Source organism: Faecalicatena contorta, assembly GCF_001404335.1.
Taxonomy (GTDB): Bacteria; Bacillota; Clostridia; order Lachnospirales; family Lachnospiraceae; genus Faecalicatena; species Faecalicatena contortus_B.
This window is the reverse complement of sequence record NZ_CYZU01000026.1, coordinates 1-23670: the sequence shown is the minus strand read 5'-3', so window position 1 is coordinate 23670 and position 23670 is coordinate 1. Positions and strand designations below refer to the sequence as shown.

Genomic DNA, 23670 nt, shown 5'->3' with positions numbered 1-23670 from the left:
AGAAGATCAGGGGCCTGATTTTGTTTACGATTGTGGTACTGATTGTTCTGTGGAAGTATAGTCTTGTTTTGGATGCTCTGGGCTTTGTGCTGGGGATTGTATTTCCTTTTCTGCTGGGCGGCGCAATTGCTTTTATATTGAATGTTCCGATGCATTTTTTGGAGAAGACTTTGTTTTCTAATAAGAAGACAGCAGGGAAGACCTGGGCGCAGAAACTTGCAAGGCCTCTCAGCCTGGTGCTTACAATATTGTTTGTGCTTGGGGTGATATCTCTTGTTATATTTGTTGTGGTTCCGAAGCTGGGAAGCACCGTTTATTCTTTGGGGGCCAGCATCCAGGACTTTGTACCGAAAGTGCAGCATTGGGTGGAAGAACTGTTTGATAATAATAAGGAAATTGTGTCGTTGATTAATGATGTTAAGATTGATTGGGACAAAATACTTAACGGTATGATGCAGTTTTTTAAAAATGGGGCCGGCAGTGTGCTGGGGTCTACTTTTACGGTGGCTAAAAGCATTGTGAGCGGTATGACTACTTTTGTGATTGCCTTTGTATTTGCATGTTATATTCTGCTTCAGAAGGAACGGCTGAATATTCAGATCCGTAAGGTTATGTATGCCTATCTGAAGAAAGGTCTTGTGAAAAAGGTGCTGGATGTTTGTTCCCTGACTTATAAAACGTTTTCCAGTTTCCTGACCGGGCAGTGCGTGGAGGCGGTGATACTGGGAACCATGTTTGTCATTGCCATGACGATTTTTCGGCTGCCTTATGCGCTGCTGGTGGGGGTTCTGATTGCCTTTACCGCGTTGATTCCGATTTTTGGTGCTTTTATCGGATGCATTGTGGGGGCGTTTCTGATTCTTATGGATGCGCCGATGAAGGCAGTTATCTTTGTGATTATGTTCCTTGTTCTCCAGCAGATTGAAGGAAATCTGATCTATCCGAAGGTGGTGGGCAGCTCTGTAGGGCTTCCGTCCATCTGGGTGCTGGCGGCGGTCAGTATTGGGGGCAGCCTTATGGGGGTTGTCGGCATGCTGGTATTCATTCCGATCGTATCTGTGCTTTATACGCTTTTACGGAATAATGTTTACGGGCGTCTGGATAAAAGAGGGTTTTCTGTTGACAATAGTTCCGGTGAACTGAGGCTCAGGAAAGAGAATACTGGGAAAGAAAACTAAAAGTAGAATAATAGGCGAAAAAGTGCTATACTAGAAATATTGGCAGAGAGTTTTATGCAACTTTTTAGTAAGTTATATGAGGAAGAAAAGCATGAGTAAAAAGAATATGCGATTGAAGGGGCAGCTTAGGATGTATATGCAGTGGCCGCTGATTATGACGGTGCTGCTGATAGCCATGAATGTCTGGATGTACATGATTGACAAGCGGGCAGGCCTTATGATGTCGGTCTTTATCGTAATCTATCTGGTGATTGCAGGGCTTTTGTATTTTTACAACAGGTCCCTGATTCTGGCGGATCTGATCCAGTTTTCTACCCAATATAAAGGGATTCAGAATACGCTGCTGAAGGAACTGGCAGTCCCGTATGCAATCACGCTGGAGGATGGGCGTATCCTGTGGAAGAACGACAGCTTTTCCCATATGGTGGAAAGCCAGAAACGGGAGAAGTATCTGAACAAGCTGATTCCTGAGCTTAACAACGGGGTCTTCCCCAAGGATGACAATGACCATGTAGAGCTTGAAGTCACATACAGAGAACGGGATTACCAGGTTGTGCTGCGCCGGGTTTCTCTGGAAGGGTTCAGTGAAGCGGAACAGCTGCTGCAGATTCCAAGTGATAAGGAATTTTTCATTGCGGTATATATGAAGGATGTTACGGAGCTGAATTCTTATATTAAAGAGATTGAGGATCAAAGGCTGATTGCCGGCCTGATTTACATTGACAATTATGATGAAGTAATGGAAAGTGTGGAGGAAGTCCGCCAATCACTGCTGGTTGCGCTGATAGACAGGAAGATCAACAAATATATCGGCGATGTGGACGGGATTGTCAAGAAGCTGGAGAAGGACAAGTATTTTATTGCGATTAAGAAGGAGAGTTACCGGTCGATTGAGGCTGATAAGTTTTCCCTTCTGGAAGATGTAAAACAGGTGAATATCGGGAATGCCCGTTCTGCGACTCTGAGTATTGGTCTGGGGCTGAATACTTCAACCTATGCCCAGAGCTATAACTTTGCCCGCGTGGCCATAGATCTGGCCCTGGCGCGTGGCGGTGACCAGGCTGTCATCAAAGATTGCAAAGGAATTACATATTTCGGAGGCAAAAAGGAACAGACAGCGAAGAATACCCGCGTAAAGGCGCGTGTTAAGGCGGAAGCCCTGCGTGAGTTTATTGTGGCAAAAGACCAGGTTATCGTGATGGGTCATAAGATTGCGGATGCGGATTCACTTGGAGCCTGTATGGGCATCTACCGGGCAGCGGTGGAACTCGAAAAGAAAGCTCATGTTGTGATCAACGAGGTGACGACTTCTGTGCGCCCTCTGTACGATGAGATTGCAGAGAGCCCGGCTTATGGCAAGGACATTTTCCTGACTTCAGAGCAGGCACTGGATTATATTACTGACAGTACCATGGTCATTGTCGTGGACACGAATAAGCCGCAGATGACGGAATGCCCGGAACTATTAAAGAAATCCCGTACCATAGCGGTGCTTGACCATCACAGACAGAGCAGCAACGTGATTGAGAATGCGGTGCTTTCCTATGTAGAGCCGTATTCTTCCTCCACCAGTGAGATGGTGGCTGAGGTGCTGCAGTATATTGTAGATGACATTAAGTTTCCGTCGGTTGAGGCGGACTGCCTGTATGCAGGGATTATGATTGATACCCGCAACTTTATGAACCGAACTGGAGTGCGCACCTTTGAGGCGGCGGCATTTTTGAGAAGGTGCGGAGCTGACATTACCCGCGTCAGAAAGATGTTCCGGGATGACATGGAATCTTACCGTGCCAAGGCGGAAGCAGTGCGTATGGCAGAGGTATACAGGGAAGAATATGCGATTGCGCAGTGTCCGGGTGACATTGACAGCCCGACAGTCCTGGCGGCGCAGGCTGCGAACGAACTGCTGGATATCAGCGGAATCAAGGCCTCTTTTGTGCTGACCGTCTATGAGGGCAGAATATATCTGAGCGCCCGTTCTATAGATGAGGTTAATGTACAGATTATCGCCGAAAAGCTCGGCGGCGGCGGCCATATCAATTCGGCCGGTGCACAGTTTGACCATACCAATATATTTGATGCAATCAGAAGGGTGAAAGAAACAATTGACCAGATGATAGAGGAAGGAGACATATAAATGAAAGTAATATTATTGCAGGATGTAAAATCACTTGGTAAAAAAGGCGAGATTGTCAATGTAAATGACGGATACGCAAGAAACTTTATTCTGCCGAAAAAACTTGGGCTCGAGGCAAATAATAAGAACATGAACGATCTGCGCCTGCAGAAGAAGAAGGAAGAGAAGATCGCACAGGACCATCTGGATGCGGCAAAACAGCTGGCAGCCAGTCTTAAGGACGGCAAGGTGGAGCTCGCCATCAAGGTGGGAGAGGGCGGTAGAACGTTCGGCTCCGTATCCAGCAAGGAAATTGCCGCCGCTGTAAAAGAACAGATGGGGCTGGACGTAGATAAGAAGAAGATTCAGCTGAAAGAGACGATTAAAACGCTTGGGATACACAATGTTCCGATTAAACTACATCCGGAAGTGACAGCCGAGTTAAAAGTTGCTGTCGTAGAAGAGGCATAAGGGGACTTGCTTTATGGAAATGGAAGCAGCGATTAAGAGAATACTCCCACACAGCGCAGAAGCAGAGCAGGCTGTCGTGGGAGCTATGCTGATGAACAAAGATGCAATTATGGCCGCATCCGAGATTATCACGGGAGAGGATTTTTATCAGACCGCTTACGGCATTTTGTTTGACTCTATGGTAGAGCTGTTTCAGGCAGGAAAACCGGTGGATTTGATTACGCTGCAGGAGCACCTGAAGGAAAAAGACGTGCCCCCTGAGATCAGCAGCATGGAGTTTGCAAGGGACCTGCTTGTAAGTGTGCAGACCTCTGCAAATGTAAAATACTATGCAGAAATCGTACAGGAGAAGTCTACCCTGCGCAGACTGATTAAGGTCAACGAAGAAGTAGCGAACATATGCTACCAGGAAAACCGGCCGCTGGCAGAGATTCTTGACAAGGCGGAAAAAGGAGTATTTGAACTGGTAGAGAGGGGCAATGTCCAGGAATACACCCCGATCAAGCAGGTGGTGCTCAACGCCCTGGATGTGATAGAAAAGGCATCCAAGACAACGGGAAGCGTAACAGGTATTCCCACAGGATTCATCGACCTGGATTATAAACTGTCGGGTCTTCAGCGCTCAGACCTGGTCCTGGTCGCCGCAAGACCTTCCATGGGGAAGACTGCCTTCGTACTGAATATCGCCCAGCATGCGGCATTCAGACAGAATCTGGGCGTGGCAATCTTCAGTCTGGAGATGTCAAAAGAACAGCTGGTGAACCGTCTGTTCTCCCTGGAAGCCCATGTAGACGCCCAGCTACTGCGTACCGGTAACTTAAAGGACACAGACTGGGAAAAACTGATAGAAGGAGCCGGGAGAATCGGAAAATCCCGGCTTGTCATAGACGATACGTCAGGTATCTCGATTACGGAAATGCGTTCCAAGTGCAGAAAATATAAGCTGGAACTCGGCCTGGACCTGATCATCATCGACTACCTGCAGCTGATGAGCGGAAGCGGCGGCAAAAGCAACGAGAGCCGCCAGCAGGAGATCTCCGAGATCTCCCGTTCTCTCAAAGGCCTCGCAAGGGAACTGAATGTGCCGGTTATCGCACTGTCGCAGCTAAGCCGTGCCGTAGAACAGAGAACCGACAAGCGCCCCATGCTCTCCGACCTTCGTGAGTCCGGAGCCATCGAGCAGGACGCCGACGTTTGCATGTTCATTTACCGTGAGGATTACTATATCCCTGATACCGAAGACAAAGGAATCGCGGAGATCATCATTGCAAAACAAAGAAACGGGCCGGTGGGAACAGTACGGCTTGCATGGATGCCGCAATACACGCGTTTCGGGAATGAGTTGAGGCAGGAGTAGAATTAAAGGGGGCCGCTGAGTGAAAGAGGAGTCTGGTACCGGCGGGACTTTACATGCCGTTTTAAACTCCGCACCGCCTGCCAAGAGCCCGTAACAGTAAAAATGAGGAAAATGGAGGGACTAGCCGCATTTGGCCCAAAATCTTATGATTTTGATCCAAAGGCGGCTATTGGATTTGATTTTGTGAATCAAATCCAACCCTCCATTTTCCTCATTTTTACTGCAACGGGCTCTAAGCAGGCTATAAGGAGTTTAAAACGGCATGTAAAGTCCCGCCGGTACCAGACTCCTCTTTCACTCAGCTAGGCGCACCCAATCGGTAGGAACGTCTGGTGGGACTGTGTGGCGGGGAAGAAGGATGGGGATGGACTGCCGGCAAGGAGTTTTCTTCGGAACCTTCTTGGGTGGGAAAGTGCTTGGGGATGAGTCATGCGAAAATACGATCCACCTCCCCCTCACATCACACGGCCCGTCTCCTACCCCCTAAATGAGAACCGCCCCGCCAACTCTTTGAGGAGCTGTGCCTGTGCGGAGAGTTCTTCGCTTGCCGCTGCGCTTTCTTCTGCGGTGGCTGAGTTGGTCTGGATGATGTCGGAGATCTGGTTGATTCCACTTGTTACCTGGCGGATGGAATCGGACTGATCCTGGGATGCACTGGATATGCTGCTGATGGAGGTGGCGACTTTGTCCACTCCTTCCATAACCTTCTGTATAGCCTGGGCTGTTTCTGCGGCTATTTTGGCTCCTGCCTCTGCGGCGGTTAAGGAATCGTTTATCAGGGTATTGGTGTTGGTAGATGCTTGTGCACTTTTGGCGGCAAGGCTGCGGATCTCTTCAGCCACTACGGCAAACCCTTTGCCGGCCGCTCCCGCGCGTGCTGCCTCTACGGATGCATTCAGAGAGAGGATATTGGTCTGAAATGCGATCTCTTGTATGGTTTTGAGAATTTTCCGTATTTCCCGGGAACTGCGGACGATATTGTTCATTGCAGCTAAAAGCTCCTGCATCTGCTGATTGCCTGCGTCAGCTTCATTTTTGACGGCTCCGGCATCTTTGCTGGCTTCGAGGGCGTTAAGGGCATTTTGTGATACATGTCTCGAAATTTCGTTGATTGTGGCTGCCAGCTCTTCCACGGAACCGGCCTGTTCGGATGCGCCCAGGGACAATTCCTGCGCGCTTGTGGACACCTGCTCGGCCCCGGAAGAAACCTGGTCTGCGACAGTGTTAATCTGCCCCAGGGCGTTGTTCAGTGAAAGCAGAATCTGTTCCAGCGCATCCCGGATCGCCGTAAAATCACCGGTGTATTGCCCGGTTACTTCGACGTTGAGATTGCCGTCTGAGATTTCCTTTAGAACATGGGCCATGTCTAAGATAATCTCCCTGAGGGTGTGAGTGGACGAGCGGATACTGTCTGCAAGCTGGCCAATCTCATCATCACTGTGGATATCCACATCAATGGAAAGGCTGCCCTCGGAAAAGCTGTGCATATCGGTACTGATGTCTGCGAGCGGTTTAATCATCCTCCGGACTGTCCTCAGGATGACAAAGATCAGCAGGGCAATTATCAGGATGGATACAACCGCAAGTACAGTGATCAGCTGATTGCGGGGAGCATTCACTTCGGACACCGGAAGCGTTGCGATAGCCAGCCAGCCGGTGGTTCGGGATACCCGGGACATGGAGACATAATCAATGCCGTCATACTTAAACTTCATGCTGCCGGTATTTTTGTTTAGAACATTCGTCTTATATTGCTCACTGATATCCAATTCCGTTACATTTTTACCCGTTGCAGCAGGATCATTACTATAAATATAGTCGGAACTGTTGGATATCAGTTCCAGATAGCCGTTCTCCCCAACATGTATATTGGACAGAGACTCTGCCAGGCTGTCAAGAAACACATCGAGACCTATAAATCCTATTACATGATCAGTCTGGGCATCAAACACGGGAGCCACAATGGATATGATGGAACGATCTGTGGCTGGATCCTGATAAGGTTCGCTGATAGCTGCCGTTTTACTGGAAAGAACGGTTTCATACCACGGCAGGTCTTTCAGTGAGAAAGGGACAACACGCCCTGTGGATAGCAGGAACCGGTCTGTTCGGTCGTCAGCCAGCCATGCCTCCTGTGCATTTTCACCGGCCATCCTCCCTAATATCTCCGACAGATGGACGGTCAATTCCTCCTTGCCGGGATAGGACTCAATATCCTGAGGAGTGCTTACAGACAGGAAATATTCCTGCAGTTCTTCGTTTGTCTCGAACATACTGACAGCGGCTTCCTTGCTGCTGAAGAAATCATCAACGATGGATACAGCATAATCGGACTGAGCATTCAGGATTTTATCATTGAGGGATTCAATGGAGCGTACGGCTACACCACATGAGACGACAATTAAAATGGCCAGTAAAGGAACCAGAATGATGACAAGGCTTGTATTGAGCTTAGCGGAAATAGATCTGCTTCTTTGGGTCTCACTGTTTCTTATTTTCTTTATCATAGGGTTCCTCCGATTTCCGGCTAATATGGGTCTGCTTATGTATTCTCAGCTCCAGGCACCATTTAACTGGCTGTCAGGGCATTCAGGGCACAGGCTGTAAACAGGGATTTAGATTTAGAAATGTACTCTTTTTATTATAACATGGCAAGAGGAAAAAACAAGTAAATGCAGATGGAAGGACATTGCAAAAAAGGCGGAAATTATTATTCCGCCCTTTAAAAATGCCGTGTCAGTCACGGACATTCTGATTGAGTTGTTATGTAAGCAGTTTCTTGAGCTTACCAAATGGATTTTCCCGCGCTGCTTCGCGGCGGTTCGCCTGCTGCTGCCGGATGAGGCAGTCCAATTTGCGGAAGTGTTCTTCTTCCTGACGTTCCTTGGCCTGAAACATAAAATCCATCTCCCGGATGACGTCTTGTGTGACCGTACTGGTGATGTCTTTTTTGAGGGTCTCGTTGTTGGTTGTTACCACTTCCGTCAGCACATCACCGATCAGTGAACGTACCTGTTCAAGCTGCGTAATAGGAATGACTTCTGCCTGGGCTACAGTCAGGGCAGCGCTTTCTGCCTTTTGCCCGGACGGACTGTCTGGTGCAGCTGCCGTAAGCGGCAGGGATGCCTTTCCCGGAGAGGCTGCCTGCTTGTCCGGCTCCTTTTTCGGGGAACTGCTATTTGAGAAAACCGCTTTCTTAATTGCCGAGGAGGCTGCTTTTTCTTCAGGCTTTGCTGGTTTTTCTGAGGATTTTGCCTTGACCGGCTCCTGATCAGTAGATTTTTGAAGTTTTAAACGTGTTTCTCTTAATTCTGGGATGAGTGGTTTTAAGTCTTTCAGAAGCATCCCTTCATCTTTCAGTTTTTTAATACAGCGGAAAAGTTGTATATCATCTTTCGTATAATATCGATGCCCCATTTCTGTGCGCCCGATTTCCAGATTCAGCTCTTCTTCCCAATAGCGCAGTACGTGGGATTCGACTTTAACCTGTTTGGCGGCCTCAGAAATCATAAACCTGACTTCACCCATATTATACCTATACCTCCTTAAAAAATGGTGCCTTAATATATTCTTCGCTCTGTGTTATTATACCATAGGAGTGTGAAGGACAAGCCAGAAATCGTTCGTCAAATTCTGTCAGAAAATTTAAGAAGGTTACTGTGCACACCCTACGGGCGTGCACAGTAACGGCATCTGCCCATCTAAAGTCGCCTACGGCGAGGGGCAGATGCCCCGAGACCATCACTTCATCGGCTCCGATGCCGTGCAGCGAGGTGCACGGCACGGTCTGAACAGTAACTTAAGAAGGGCTGCCGATTATTCTGAAGTTGTGTATGAAGTTATTGAAGGCCGTCCTCAAGTTAATACTGAAGCATAAAAATACCGCTTTTGGAGGCGGTATTTTGCTTTGTGGTCACTTTGCGATATATGGTGCAAAGGGGTCAGACCCCTTTGCAGGTTTCTTCCAGCAGAAAGGCCTGAACTTCATAAGGCCTTAATAAACAATCGCTTGGGATCTGAGTGTCTTCATAGTTTGAGATATAAAGTTCGCTCTGCGCATAGTGGATATCTTCAGGCATCCTGAATTCGGCGCAGGAGCCAGTGATATTTGCGACAGTGAGCAACAGGGTATGTCCAAGCCGGCGGGTGAAGACAAACAATTCCTGTGAGTCCTTGTAATATTCTCTGTAATCGCCATAAACAGCAACAGGGGTTTTATGGCGGAGTTTTATGAGTTTTTTATAAAAATGATATATGGAATCAGGGTTCTCCATAGAATCCCGCACATTGATTGTTTGAAAGTTAGGATTTACATTAAGCCAGGGATTTCCCGTAGTAAATCCAGCATTTGCGGCTCTGTCCCATTGCATAGGGGTTCTGGCATTATCTCTTCCAACTGCATTAATTTCAGCAAGCAACTGTTCCTCGGAAGCCTGTCTGCTGTGCAGCTTTTCATAATAATTGCCTACTGACATGATATCATTTACTTCTTGAATGCTATTTACCTTAAGATTGGTCATGCCGATTTCTTCTCCCTGATAGATAAAGGGGGTGCCCTGCTGCAGGTGCATGACCGCGGCCAGCATCTTCGCGCTTTCTGACCAATACTCTTTGTCATCCCCAAACTTAGAGACCTGGCGCGGCTGGTCGTGGTTTGAGAGATACAGGCTGTTCCATCCTTTTCCGAGTAATCCCGTCTGCCATTTAGAAAGCATTTTTTTCAAAGTGTATGTGCAGGCTCTGGATAAACAGATTCCATTTTCATCTTTCTCAGGTTCAATATCAACGTGGTCGAACTGAAATACCATATTTACTTCATGAGAGGCTTCGTTCGTAAATTTTATAGCGTCCTGAATAGTCACATCGCCTGTCTCGCCAACAGTCATAAGATCATAGCGGGAAAATACTTGTTCGTTCATCTCCCGAATATAGCTGTGGGTTTTTTCTATACTCGCAAAATGTTCAATTCCCACTGGAGCTCCGGATGCGGAGCGTTGAATATTCCCATCAGGCAGCCCGGGCTCCTTCCCATATGCATGCATGACATCCAGCCTGAAACCATCCACTCCTTTATCGGCCCAGAACCGCATCATTTTATAGATTTCCTGTCTGAGCGCCGGATTATCCCAGTTCAGGTCGGGCTGCTCTTTACTGAACAGATGAAGGTAGCATTGATCTGTAATTGGGCTGTATTCCCAGGCGGAGCCTCCAAAGTAAGATGTCCAGTTATTGGGGACCTGCCCATTTTCTTTTCTGTCTTTCCATATAAAAAAGTCACGGTATGGGCTGTTCTTACTTTGCAATGCATCCTGGAACCAGATGTGGGATGAGGAACAGTGGTTAACCACCAGATCCATAACCAGCTTTAATCCGCGTTTATGCATTTCACTAAGCAGGTGATCCCAGTCATCCATAGTGCCAAATCGTTTGTCTATCTTATAATAATCAGAAATATCGTAACCGTTATCCACATAGGGAGATTCAAAATAGGGGGATATCCAGACCACATCCACTCCCAAATCAACGAGATAATCCAGTTTTTCAGCTATGCCTCTGAGATCGCCAATGCCATCCCCATTTGAATCACAAAAACTGGCGGGGTAAATTTGGTAGACAACAGCTTCTTTCCACCAGGCTTTTTTTAGTTTTTCCATAGTTAACTCCTCCTTTTCAAAGTGTGAGTACTCAGTGTTTCACCAGCAGATATGCAGATGCCTCATAGGGGCGCAGGACACAGTCATGGGGCGACTGACCAGTGGGATAATTCGAAATATAAAGCGAGCTTTTTGTATAGGAGACTGCTCCCGGCACTTTGTATTCCACACGTTCCGCCGTCATATTCGCAGTGACCAGAAGCACCTGGTTTCCCAGTGAGCGGGTAAAGCAGAAAATGGAGTCGCTATCCCGGTAGAATTCCGTAAAACTGCCGTATACGACTATGGGATACTGCGATCTTAGGTGGATTAACTTCCGATAGTAATGATAGATAGAATCCTCACAGTTTAATTGTGATTCTACATTAATCTCTTTATAATTTTTATTCACATGAAGCCAGGGGGTGTTTTCGGAAAACCCTGCATTGGCAGTGCGGTTCCATTGCATAGGGGTTCGGCTGTTATCCCGGCCCCTCCGGCTAATTCCTGCAAGCATCTCCTCACGAGTTGCCAGGCCCTGTGATAGATATTCATTGTATGCATGGATCGATTCAATATCCTGAACCTCGCTTATATCATGGACGGGGCAGTTTGTCATGCCAATCTCTTCTCCCTGATAGACAAAGGGAGTTCCCTTTTGCAGGTGCATAATAGTTGCCAGCATCTTGGCGCTCTCTGCCCAGTATGTTTCATCATTACCAAATCTGGAGACCTGCCGCGGCTGGTCGTGGTTTGACAGATAGAGGCTGTTCCAGCCTTCAAGATCCAGCCCCCGCTGCCAGTCCGCCAGACAGCTTTTGAAAGCTCTTACGGGGAGCGGGGAATCAGCCAGCCATCGCTCCTCATATACGCTGTCGATATTAACATGCTGGAATTGAAAAACCGTATTCACCTCTTCTGCGGCTTCTGCGGTATATCGCAAGGCATCATCTATAGTGATCCCGTCGGTTTCTCCAACGGTAAAGATATCGTATTTAGAGAAAACCTCCCGGTTCATTTCTTTCATATAAGCGTGGTTTAAAGGAAGCGAAGAAAAGTGTTCCGCTCCAACTGGAAGGGTTCCATCCATCCGGCCGTCGGGCAGGCCGGGTGTTTTCCCATACGCATGCATGACATCCAGACGGAAGCCATCCACGCCTTTGCCGATCCAGTAGTGCATGATATCGTAAATCTCCTCACGAAGCCGTGGATTTTCCCAGTTGAGATCAGGTTGTTCCTTTGAAAAAAGATGGAGATAATACTGGTTTGTCAAGGGTTCGTATTCCCATGCCGGGCCGTTAAAATAAGAGGTCCAGTTATTAGGCGGCATGCCATCCGGTTTTGGGTCTTTCCAGATAAAATAGTCTCTATAAGGGTTATCCTTGCTTTTCTTGGCTTCCTGGAACCACTTGTGCTGATCAGAACAGTGATTTACTACCAAATCCATAATCAGCTTAAGCCCTCGATTATGCATTTCACGGAGCATATTTTCCCAGTCCTCCATTGTACCAAACCGTGGATCGATTGCCCTGTAGTCTGATATATCATACCCATTGTCAATATAGGGGGATTTAAAATACGGAGAAATCCATATAATCCGGATCCCCAGGCTGCACAGATAGTCCAGCTTCTGTGTAATGCCATTAATATCACCAAAACCATCATTATTAGAATCATTGAAACTGGCCGGATAAATCTGATATACCACAGCCTCTTTCCACCAATCAGCGGTCATTTTTAATACCTCCTTATTATAAAATAAATACGCGCTTTTTAACTTGTTACATCATTTAGCCATTTATAGGAGAAATAACGTTTCATGGCAAATGGGAATTTCACGAGTTCATCACAGACTAAAAACATATAAATTATTGGAAAAGGAAGCTTCCAGATAAATGCGGACAGCCATCCGAAAAGTAATGCGATCCCCCAAAGTGACACCAGATCCATAATCATCCCAGCCTTTGTGTCGCCGCCCGAGCGGAGGATACCCAAAACAATGGTACTGTTGATACTTTGGAAAATGCATATAAAGCTGATCAGTGCAGTCATAATTTTTAAATAATTCCCGGATTGTGGGCTAAGGCGTATGAAAGAACCCGAAGCAAATGCGAGAATTAAAATTGCGGCAGCCCCCAAACAGCCAAATACGACAGAAAGCTTTATAAAGTTTCTGGAATAATTTAAAACTAATGGCCGGTTGCCTTCGCCTATGGTTTTGCCGGTTATGATGGCCGCGGCAGATGCAAGCCCTGTTGAAAAAATCATGGAAAGCTGCCTTAATACTGTGATGACCGAATTAGCGGCAACTATATTTTGGCCAAGATGTCCTATAATAGAAGCAAGCACGGTGTACCCAAGACCCCAGGCCAGCTCATTCATAAGCACCGGAAGCGCAAAGTGAAAAAATCTTCTGACTAATGCAATATTTTTTACGTATAGACTACGGAGATGGAATCGCGCCGTGCGGTTATATTTTTTCTCATATATCCATGCCAAAACCAGCTCAGATAAGCGTGCTCCGCATGTACCGGCTGCGGCCCCGGCAGTCCCTAAAGCAGGGCTACCAAAATGACCAAATATAAATACGTAATTCAGAAATACATTAATCAGGAGCGAAAACAGGTAAATAATAGAAGATATTTTCACATGCTCCATGCTTCTCATGATACTTAGATAGATAAAAGTACAACAATTTAAGGGATAAGAAAAACATACAATCCGCAGATATTGTGCTCCCTGATCTGCAATTACCGGATCTGAAGTGAAAAGGCCCATAACTGACAAGGGAGCGCAAAATGCAGTAACCGTAAAGATTACGGAAACAAAAAGGCCGGCACATAAAGAGAATCCCATAAGTTCTTCTATTGAGCGTAAATCTTTCTTACCCCAGTATTGGGAGCAGAGAATAGAAGCGCCGGAGGAGATCCCTATGAGAATCAGGTTCAGCAGGAAGGAAATCTGACCAGCCAGCGATACCCCTGCAATAGCAGATTCGCTTACTCTTCCAAGCATCATAATATCAGCAGATGTAATACAGGCATTGATGAGCTGCTGCACAGCTATGGGCAGTACCAAAGTAAAAACCATACGGTAAAAGGCGCGGTCTATTCTGGGAGAATACACAAGTTAACACCTCCTAAAGGTTAAGCGCATAACCTAATGATTAGATGTATCTTAACACGGCGGCATAACTGTGTCAATATAGATATTTTATATTTTGTTAATCATGAGACGATACCGATTTTCTTACAACCAGATCAACCTTAAAGTGTGTTTGGGAATGCGGCGGCTCCTCTCCTTTGATGAATGAAAGGAGGGAATGGACGGCAACAGCCCCCTTTTTATGGATATTCTGCCGGACAGTCGTAAGCTGCGGGCGGCACATCTCACTCAGGTAACTGCAGTCATAACCGGCAATGGAGATATCTTCAGGTATTCGAACACCGGCATCCTGGAGAAAGCCCATAGCTTCAGCCGCAAAATAATCGGATACAAAAAACAAAGCCGTATGGTCTCTCAAACCGGAATTGGAATCTGTATAAAGTTTCCTGCGGGCCTCTTTGGTTGCAGGAAGCAGCTGATGAGACAGACCGGCGAGTGATGTTTTATTTTTTTGATAAGCATTACGGACGCCTTGCAGACGAAGGGCTGAGATGGGATCATCGGTATCGGTTAAATACATGATTTTATGATGACCGTTCTGAATCAGGTAATCGGTCATTAGAAACCCGCCAAATTCATCGTCGGCTCCTATGTTTACCAGATCCGGGATATCACCACAGGGGGAATCGATAAAGAGGAACGGTTTATCCAGCTTTTTCTTTAAAGCGAGATATTTCTTGGGGGTAATGCCGGACCAGTTGAGTATAATTAGCCCGTCCACATTCCATTCCGCCGCCAGCTTCTGAATGGCTGATTCATCAGGTACGGTCTTAAGCAGCATGTAATATCCATTTGCACTGATCTCTGCCTCAATAGAACTTAGGATTTCCGCGTAAAAGGGATCGGCTATGACTTCCCGGTCATATTTATAGAAATCCTGCAGTATGACTCCAATTAACCGGGACTGCTTTCCGGCAAGCATCCTTGCCCCCATGTTAGGGACATAATTCATCTCTTCTAGTACTTTTTTAATTTTTTTCTGCGTCTCTGCAGAGACGTGTGATGTTTTTCCGTGCAGCACATACGATACAGCGGCGGTACTTACGCCAGCACGTTCGGCAATATCTTTGATTCTCATATAATCACTCCTTTATATCAAACACTTTATACGACGAAGGACTGCAGCCGGTATATTTTGTAAAAACAGTCGTAAAATAAGCCGGTTCCTCGATTCCCACCATGGAAGCAATCTCTGTAATCTTATACTTACCGCTTTCTAAGAGCACCTTCGCGTGTTCGATCCGATAATAGTTAAGTGCGTGGATGATAGAGTGGCCGGTGCAGTTTTTATAAGTACGGCTTAGATAACTGCTGTTCATATGAAGGGCATGCGCGATATCATCGATTCTGACGGGCTGGTCAAAATGGCGTTGGATATAGGCGCTGATTTCCAGCACAGGGACCGGAATCCTGCTTGCAGGACAGACTTTTAGGTAAATACATTTACCGGCAAAGTCGAGAAGAGAATCCACCAGCCCCGCTGCAGAGGCAGAATTTTTCAGCCTGGCCAGAGTCAAATCTTTTATTGAATGAAATTGATACATACTGTCTACAGGACTATACAACTTGTCCCAGCAGAGTGTGCATACATTAATTGCCATATTTTTTAATTTATTTAAAGAATACTGTCTGCTTTCAAGTTCACCAAAAAAATACGTCAAAAGGCCCGCACACGCTGCCTTGTCCCCGGCGCAGATATTTTCTGTAAAAGCGGTGGTTATCTCGAGAGGATCTAACAGCTGACCAGTACTTCCGCCGGGAAATTCCGCAAGGCCATGCGCTGCATTCAAAACATCGCTGTCTGCTGCGTCTATACATTCGTAAAGTGCAGTGGGAAATTCAGCAATATTCTGATGCACAGAAGAATAGGAGATGCTGATCCCACAGGCAAAAAGTGTCTTCGCAGCGGAGATGATGCTCTCACCGAATTCGGGCATCTGTGGCAGCCGGACTGTATTTTCCGTATAAAGAAGCACGTAAACGGAATTCTGTGCATCACTTTTTACAGCGGATGGGAAAGGCTCAGCAGCAGTTTTAATAAAGCCAATGATCTTTTCAAACATGCGCGTCTGTTCCTCTTCATGGGGGGACTTATCAGCACAGATCGAGAACTTAACGGCCATATACTGCTGAGGCTGCAGCTGCATCTGGCAAAACCAGTATTGAATGTCTTCCAGGCTGGTGATGGCCGATGTGGCAATTCCAGAAATGAGGGCAGAAAATGCTCGTGAAGAACAGCTGATTTTCGCCTTCTCGTTTTCCAGCAGAGCGTACACCTTTTTCACAGATACGGGAAGCTGACTGATAAAATCTGATTTTACGATATAATCAGACACGCCTGCCCTGAGAGCGTCTACCGCCAGATCAAAGTCTGAAAAGGCGGTTAATATGATAATCTTAGTGGCGGGAGAGAGCGCATGTACCTCACGGGCAAGCTCTATGCCAGACATTTCGGGCATCTTGATATCTGTTACGACAAGGTCCACAGGATGTTCCCTGAAAAAATCAAGTGCTTCGGGAGCGTTAGAAAAATCACCCTCCAATTGGAATCCGAGATTGATCCAATCAATAATATTGCAGATCCCCTTTCTAAGGATCGCCTCATCTTCTACGATAATTAAGCGGAACATAAGTTATTCCTCCCTTTCATTTTCAAGTGTCTTAGAATCCTGGTCTGGGCGGTCTTTCAGCACAGGAAGCTTAATAATGACAGTTGTACCGACACCGGAAGAACTTTGAAACTCCAGGCCATAAGAATCCCCAAACAGCAGATGAATGCGTTCAACTATATTTGAAATCCCGATATGCTGACGGCCGGAGTCATCCCCGGAAGAGTTTTTTAACGGATCGAAATCACAGCCGCAGCCGTTATCGGATACTTCAAAAAATAAATCCCCATTTTCCGTGTATATGTCTATTTTAATATAGTTAATTTTGTTAGAAGAATTTTCAATACCGTGGATTACAGCATTTTCAACAATCGGTTCCACACTCAGCCTGGGAATGTAATAGTTTAGAATCTGCTTATCCCGGACATTTATTTCGCAGCTAAGGCGTTCCTGAAAACGAAGCTGCTGGATATACAGATAACTTTTTATCCATTCATATTCCTTTTCTACAACCGTATATAAATCACCCTTCAATGATCCGGTCAGATTCGCCGTTACGAGTACATTAAGGGAACTAATCATCTGATAGACTTCCGAGTCGTTGTTAAGCAGTGCGGAGACTCCAATGGTAGTCAGCGTATTTGTTAAAAAATGAGGGTTCATCTGCGAATGCAAAAGCCGGATTTCCGATTCTTTCAAAAGCAGCTCATTTTTATACACCTTCGCGATCAGATCTTCAAATTCACCGGTCATTTTATTAAAGGTAAAACTGATCCTGTTCAAATCCGTTTCCTTGTACATTTTCATACGGGTTCGGTAATTTTGATTCCTCACCTCATTAAGGTTGGACACCATATCTTTGATAAAATACGTATAATTAGAAAAAGACCAGACTGCGATAAAAATAAAAGCCACCAGCAGGACTGCCATGATTGCAACATACTGCAGAAGCGTAACGGCGATTGGGGTGGTGATACTTTTCGTTGAGGTGAAGAGATTGACATGGAAGGGAGCGCTGGTGATCTGCCTTGAATAACCTAACGTGTCTTTCCCGGGATAGAGGGCCTTATTCTCTTCCAGATAACGATGATACTCCTGTCCAACCATAGCAGGCGTATTGCTGAATAAGACAATATCGTTCCGGTCAGTGACCGAAATTGTAACATCCGAAAGCAGTCCGGAAAATAACTCTTGAAAACAGGACTGGTTAATAACATAAAGAAAGAAGATGGTCTGGTTTCGATTATAATTCTGCGCCTGTTTAATAAAAAAGATGTCTTTAGAATCTTGACTGGGCGGTATAAATACAGCCGCATCGGATTCTTTTTCAAAGAGTACTTTGAGTTCTTCAAAGGTAAATATGGAGGAATTATAAGGCGTACTATAAGTATACAACGGTATTTCTGAGTTCTGGGAGATCAAGAAAGCCGTACTCAGCCCATAGGAATAGAAGGTATTGTCGAACAGGTTGTTATTCTTACAATCCTCCTGCATGGCGCGGGCGTTCTCCTGGAATTCGGGCAGATTTCGGTCAAAGCTGATTCTGCCGGCGAGCCAATTCTGCATAGTGGGGCTGGTAAGCAGTGATAACGCGCTGTTATTTATATCAGAAAAAGCCTTGTTTATACTAAAGCGCATCTGCTCTACCGAAGCCTCCATATTATCATAGGCGAGAGAGACTTGGGCATTATAGTAATGATAAAAAAACCAGCCGCCTTGTATGAGAAGAGCCAGGCTGATCAGGATAACTGAGAGTGAAATTATTTTACTGCGCATAGATATCCGGCGTTTCATACATATCCTCCGCTTGTGAATGATATTTCTTATAGTGTATCATCTGAAAATATTTCCGGCAAGTGCCGAAAAATATAAGTGCAAGGTAAAAAAAATATAAGGTTGAGGTAAAAAAAGTATATGCAGAAGACAGGGGACGATAATTGAGCAAATAGATGGGCAGTATATTTGATTAAAAATGAAAGAAATAAATGTTAATATATATCTATCAAATAACCACAAAACGAAAAGAGGAGAAAAGTTATGAAAAGAGTAGTTAAGAAATCTACAGCTGTGGCACTCGTAGGAATCTTAGCAGTATCCATGTTTGCAGGTGGATGCGCAAAGAAGAATGAAAGCAAAAAAGAAGGCGAAAAAGTCATTTTGCGCTATGCAACCAGCGCTGTTGGAACCAACCCCAATGCAGAATGCGAGAAAAAACTCATTGAACGGTTCAACGAAATGTATGGGGATGAAATCGAACTTGTAGTTGAAGAGCTGCCAAGTGACGGCGCATATCTGGACAAAATGAAAGTACTGGCGGCCACAAATGAGCTTCCGGATGTGGTGTATTCTATCAATGGGGTATTGGATCTTGCTGTTAAAAACGGACAGGCGATGGAACTGACGGATGTTCTGGAAGCTGATCCTGAATACAAGGAAGAGATAGGGGAAGACGCAATCGAAGCCGTACGCCAGCCGGACGGAGGGGTCTATTCCGTGGCAGATTCGAATACCCAGATTGGTTACTTTTACAATAAGGCAATGTTTGATGATTGTGGAATTGAGCCTGCCGAGACTTGGGATGAATTTATGGAAAACTGTAAGATTCTGAAAGAAAAAGGCTATACTCCGATTGCTCTGAATACGGGTGATAACTGCTGGGCGGCAAATCTGGTTCTGGCAGCGATGATTGGAACAGATGGTGAAGAGGGAAATAAATTCATGAATTCGGTTCATCCGGACTCCTATCAGAATGAATCTGTAGTGAAAGGGCTTACAATGATGCAGACTCTGCTTAAGGAATACACAACAGAGGATGCCGTTGGAGGCGGATATCCTGTAGCATCAAACAGCTTCTGTCAGGAAAAGACAGCTATGATCGCGAACGGCATGTGGGCAACTGCTGATTTTTCAAACCCGGAAGTAGCAGTAGACGGGCTGATGGATCGTATTGGAGTTGCAGCATTTCCAAACCAGAGCCTGATATCCAATTATGAGTTGGGATATTCTGTTTGCGCAAAAACAGACGAGACAAAGGATGCAGCTATAAAATTCCTGAAATGTATCACTGACGCGGAAGCACAGAAGATGCGGATGGAGATGACCGGAGTGGTTCCGCTTACTACGAATATAGAAATGACGGAAGAGTTTAAACAGGAGCAGCCTTTATTCGCATCATTAATGGAAATTAAGAAAGATGTGAAGGTAGAGTATAAAACAGTTGATTCTACAGCACTCCCCAGTGTTGTGAATGCTATGAGCAAATACTATCCGGAACTGGCATATGGAAACATTACACCTCAGGAGATGACCGTAAAGATGGATGAGGCAATAAAGGAAGCCGAATAAAAACGGCAGCACAGGACTTTCCGGTATGGAGCACATACCGGAAAGTTTATCTTATAGGAAAGTTCGCCTATAAGATAAAACAGCCCTCCCGGCGGGATGCGCACTGCGGCGTAAGAGGTAGATGTCGCGGTGCGACCGCCGCAGGCGCGAGTTTCGCAAGCGAAACTCTAATTTAAGAAAGGCGAAAAATCATGAAAATTAAAAAGAGATGGCTTATTATTTTTCTTGTCCCTGGAGTTTCACTGTTTATATTTATGTATGCGATCTCTCTGGTGACACTGGTGACTACATCGTTTACAGAATGGAGAATTGGGGTTTCTCCGACTTTTATCGGCCTGGATCATTATATCAGGATGTTTCAGGATCCTAATTTTTTTACTGCTTTTGGAAACACCATTGTCTGGATACTTCTGCAATGCACGCTGCATGTGGGGATCGCACTCGCATTTGCACTTGTTATAGCAAGAAAAAAGCGGTACTGCAAGTTCGTAAGAGGCGTATTTATGATCCCAAACATTATCTCTAGCGCTGCAATTGGTATGTTGTTTTTGTGTATACTGAATCCCAGCTTCGGCCCCGTGAACCAATTTTTAAGAGCCGTGGGTCTGGACTGTCTGGCAAAAAACTGGTTTGCAGATTCTAAAACGGCATTTTGGGCAGTTACCCTGACATGGCTTCCCTTTGCAGCTGTTAATGCGGCATTGATTTTAGCAGAAATGAGCTCGATTGATGAGGATATCTATGAGGCCGCTGCGATAGACGGAGCCAGTGAATCACAGAGAATGCGCTATATTACCCTGCCGCTTCTGCGTAACATTATAGGCACATGTACAATTCTTGCAGGTACCGGTATGCTTCACAAATTTGACACGATCATGATGACCACGGGCGGAGGGCCGGGTAACCGGACTATGAGTATGCCTCTGATGCTTTACAATGCGGCAATGCGTGACAATAATTTTGGCTATGGCAATGCGATCGGCGTGGTCATGATGCTTACAGGCCTGGTTCTGGTTTTTGCAGTAAACCGGATATACAAGGTCGGAGAGGTTAAATAAGCGGGGAGAGATTACATGAAGAAGAAAACGATCCAGATTATGATTGGAATTTTTGTGATATTGATATGTGTTATATCTGTAGGTCCTTTTTTGTGGGTTTTACTGTCATCCTTCAGGGGAAATGCAGATATATTGTCATCGGCGTCAATTTTTAACGGCCATTTCAGTTTTAAAAATTATTTTACAGCGTTTAAACTGGCTCCGATTGCACAGTTTTATAAGAACAGCGTTATTGTGACAGTTATGAGCACACTCATATGCCTGACGGTAATGAGTATGGCGTCCTATGTGATAGCCCGTTTTCAATTCAGAGGAAGAAAATTTTTACGCCTGATGTTTTCTATGGCTTTGCTGATCCCGGGTTCCGCGCTTTTGCTGCCGGTCTATAATACCGTGAAGACCATTGGGCTGTTGGATACGATCCCGGGCCTGATCCTTGTCTATTCTGGATTTGGGCTTACGACATCCCTGTTTATACTGAGCAGTTACTTTATGACAATCCCAAGGGAACTGGAGGAATCCGCGTATATTGACGGCGCAGGTTTTTTCAGAACATTTGCGACAATTATTATGCCCCTTGTAAAGCCTGCGCTGGCCACAGCCGGCGTGCTGCAGTTCATAGAAGCAAGGAATGAGTTCCAGTTTGCATTGACTTTGACGACGGGAAATGACAGCAGGACATTACCCGTAGCGCTTTATTATTTTAAAAGTGCATATGCAACAGACTACGGCGCCATGTTTGCTGCAACCATATTGATTATACTGCCCACGATTGTTATCTATTTTCTGATGCAGGAACAAGTTGTATCAGGAATGACTGCCGGAGCCGTAAAAGGGTAGGCGCGTCCAGAAAAGGGCGGTTGGTTTAGTGGGTGGAAATCCCATACGGCAAGGTGTAGCGAGCCACCGTTAGCGAGTCTTGGGTGCTGAATGGTAACAGGCAGGGCTAAGCGTAGACAGTTAGGAAATAGGGTTGAAATGCTATTGAGCCTCGAAATTTTACAAAGCTTCAAAGGTCGACGCAGTCTATCCATGCGGAAGACAACACCACAACAAGCGTTAAGCGAGTTTGTTGTGGCTTTGGCGGGGTCAGAGGGCCAATCATGTTTCACAATGACCAATCAGTCAACTGGAGAGAGCCTGTGATTTCTTGCAGGGAGATTGCTTACTCCCAGACAAGTATGACGTACAACGATGACAAGGAGGAAATCAAATGAGTCACAGGCAGTCGGATATTCCTATATTACCAGAGAAACCGCTAATCACGGTGGAGGGAAGGGGAATACATAATAACGCTCTTTCTGAGGACACATTTACCGTACTCAGGGACGGGAGGATAAGTGGGAACGAAATTAGAAAGAATAGCAGACAAATCGGCTCATGAAAGCCGACCCATATTTACGTCACTGTATCATTTACTAAATGAAGAACTGCTGCTTGAGTGTCACAAAGAATTAGACGGAAAGAAAGCAGTAGGAATTGATGAAGTGACAAAAGAGGAATACGCCCGGAACTTAAGGGAGAATATTAGGAATCTGGTGAAAAGGCTGAAGAATAAGTCTTATAAACCAAAGCCAACACTGCGTGTATACATCCCGAAAGCCAATGGCAGGAAACGTCCTCTGGGAATCGCATCGTATGAAGATAAAATTGTACAATTAGGATTAAAGAAGATACTGGAAGCAGTATATGAACCAAAGTTCCAGGACAACATGTACGGTTTCCGTCCAAACAGGAACTGCCATATGGCAATTAAAGAGATGTGTATCAGTATTGTCCGCAAACGGATTAACTATGTAGTGGATGCAGATATAAAGTGTTTCTTCGACCACATGAGCCATGAATGGACAATGAAATTCGTTGGGTACTATATCAAAGACCCCAACATACTTTGGCTGATAAAGAAATATCTGAAGGCAGGAGTATTAGAAAGCGGGAAGTATCAGACGAACGAGGTTGGTTCAGTTCAGGGAAATATCATCAGTCCGATATTGGCAAACATCTACATGCACCATGTGTTGGTGCTGTGGTATAAAGCATATTATGAAAGGCGTGGAACAGGGAAGAGTTTTCTGGTGGTATACGCGGATGACTACCTGGCAGGCTTTGAACATAAGAGGGAAGCAGAACGCTACTACAAAGAAATGCAAGAGCGATTGAGTAAATACGGGTTAGAAATTGAGACGAGTAAAAGCAGGCTTCTGGAATTCGGGAGATATGCGAAAGAAAGAAGAAAGCGAAGGGGAGAGGGGAAACCCGAGACCTTTGACTTTTTAGGATTTACATTCTATTGCGGTGAAAACCAAGCAGGGAAGTTTTGTGTAAAACCGAAGACCAATGGTAAGAGGTTAGCAACAAAGCTAAAAGAAATGAAACAGTGGCTGAAATATAATCGGACAACGCCGCTAAAGGAGTTGATGCCGAAACTAAACCTTAAGCTGACAGGACATTATAGATACTACGGTTTGACGTACAATATACAGTCATTGATAAAGTATCACTATAACACTACTTTACTGCTATTTCGCTGGATGAACCGCAGGAGTCAGAAGAAAAGCTACAATTGGGAGGGATTCAAGCAGATGCTGGAGTATTATCCACTAGCTTACCCAAAGAAATACTTTAACCTCTATGCGTAGCATGAAACTGTAAATGTTATTATGAAGAGCCGTATGCGGGAAAGCCGCACGTACGGTTCTGGAAAGGATTATACATTGCGAAATGTGTATTTACTAAAC

General features: G+C 45.5%; 16 protein-coding genes. 8 read left to right on the top strand and 8 right to left on the bottom strand.

All coding sequences use genetic code 11. The features are described from left to right. The 4 genes from ARB69_RS13855 to dnaB all read left to right on the top strand — a co-directional run. The coding region (locus ARB69_RS13855; protein WP_070102429.1) for an AI-2E family transporter at positions 1-1178 on the top strand (1178 nt) is incomplete at its 5' end. A 91-nt stretch (positions 1179-1269) separates the two neighbouring features. Further along, complete coding sequence (locus tag ARB69_RS13850) at positions 1270-3315, top strand: DHH family phosphoesterase (RefSeq protein ID WP_050640719.1); 2046 nt, start codon at positions 1270-1272, stop codon at positions 3313-3315. Beyond that, positions 3316-3765, top strand: coding sequence for a 50S ribosomal protein L9 (gene rplI, locus ARB69_RS13845; RefSeq protein WP_050640718.1), 450 nt, complete (start codon positions 3316-3318; stop codon positions 3763-3765). Between the two features lie 13 nt (positions 3766-3778). Continuing rightward, entirely contained in the window at positions 3779-5122 is a 1344-nt protein-coding gene (dnaB, locus tag ARB69_RS13840) for a replicative DNA helicase (protein WP_025655816.1), read from the top strand. 476 nt (positions 5123-5598) lie between these two features. Here the strand turns inward: dnaB and ARB69_RS13830 are convergent, their stop codons facing one another. From ARB69_RS13830 to ARB69_RS13795, 8 genes are all read right to left on the bottom strand, one after another. Then, positions 5599-7629: a methyl-accepting chemotaxis protein gene (locus ARB69_RS13830; RefSeq protein ID WP_055153737.1), complete on the bottom strand. Its 2031-nt coding sequence runs from the start codon at positions 7627-7629 to the stop codon at positions 5599-5601. A gap of 256 nt (positions 7630-7885) precedes the next feature. Beyond that, positions 7886-8650 (bottom strand): helix-turn-helix domain-containing protein, encoded by a 765-nt coding sequence (locus ARB69_RS13825; RefSeq protein WP_050640715.1) that lies wholly within the window; start codon positions 8648-8650, stop codon positions 7886-7888. 413 nt (positions 8651-9063) lie between these two features. Further along, positions 9064-10776, bottom strand: coding sequence for an alpha-glucosidase (locus tag ARB69_RS13820; RefSeq protein WP_055153735.1), 1713 nt, complete (start codon positions 10774-10776; stop codon positions 9064-9066). Positions 10777-10807: 31 nt separating this feature from the next. Then, on the bottom strand, positions 10808-12490 hold the full coding sequence (locus tag ARB69_RS13815; protein WP_055153733.1) for an alpha-glucosidase: 1683 nt from the start codon (positions 12488-12490) through the stop codon (positions 10808-10810). A 38-nt stretch (positions 12491-12528) separates the two neighbouring features. Next, the gene (locus ARB69_RS13810) at positions 12529-13881 is read right to left on the bottom strand and encodes an MATE family efflux transporter (RefSeq protein ID WP_055153731.1); all 1353 of its coding nucleotides are present in this window, start codon (positions 13879-13881) and stop codon (positions 12529-12531) included. A 97-nt stretch (positions 13882-13978) separates the two neighbouring features. Beyond that, positions 13979-14998, bottom strand: coding sequence for a LacI family DNA-binding transcriptional regulator (locus tag ARB69_RS13805; RefSeq protein ID WP_055153729.1), 1020 nt, complete (start codon positions 14996-14998; stop codon positions 13979-13981). Between the two features lie 4 nt (positions 14999-15002). Continuing rightward, a complete protein-coding gene (locus ARB69_RS13800; protein ID WP_055153728.1) occupies positions 15003-16550 on the bottom strand; it encodes a response regulator transcription factor in 1548 nt (515 codons plus the stop codon). Positions 16551-16553: 3 nt separating this feature from the next. After that, entirely contained in the window at positions 16554-18323 is a 1770-nt protein-coding gene (locus ARB69_RS13795) for a sensor histidine kinase (RefSeq protein WP_055153726.1), read from the bottom strand. Between the two features lie 243 nt (positions 18324-18566). On the opposite strand from ARB69_RS13795, the gene ARB69_RS13790 reads away from it, so the two are divergent. The 4 genes from ARB69_RS13790 (at position 18567) to ltrA (ending at position 23571) form a co-directional block, all read left to right on the top strand. Next, positions 18567-19874 (top strand): ABC transporter substrate-binding protein, encoded by a 1308-nt coding sequence (locus ARB69_RS13790; protein WP_055153724.1) that lies wholly within the window; start codon positions 18567-18569, stop codon positions 19872-19874. 191 nt (positions 19875-20065) lie between these two features. Then, positions 20066-20932 (top strand): carbohydrate ABC transporter permease, encoded by an 867-nt coding sequence (locus ARB69_RS13785; protein ID WP_055153722.1) that lies wholly within the window; start codon positions 20066-20068, stop codon positions 20930-20932. A gap of 15 nt (positions 20933-20947) precedes the next feature. Next, positions 20948-21772, top strand: a complete 825-nt coding sequence (locus ARB69_RS13780; protein ID WP_083487101.1) for a carbohydrate ABC transporter permease — start codon at positions 20948-20950, stop codon at positions 21770-21772. Between the two features lie 500 nt (positions 21773-22272). After that, complete coding sequence (ltrA, locus tag ARB69_RS13775; protein WP_055153720.1) at positions 22273-23571, top strand: group II intron reverse transcriptase/maturase; 1299 nt, start codon at positions 22273-22275, stop codon at positions 23569-23571. Positions 23572-23670 lie beyond the last annotated feature (99 nt).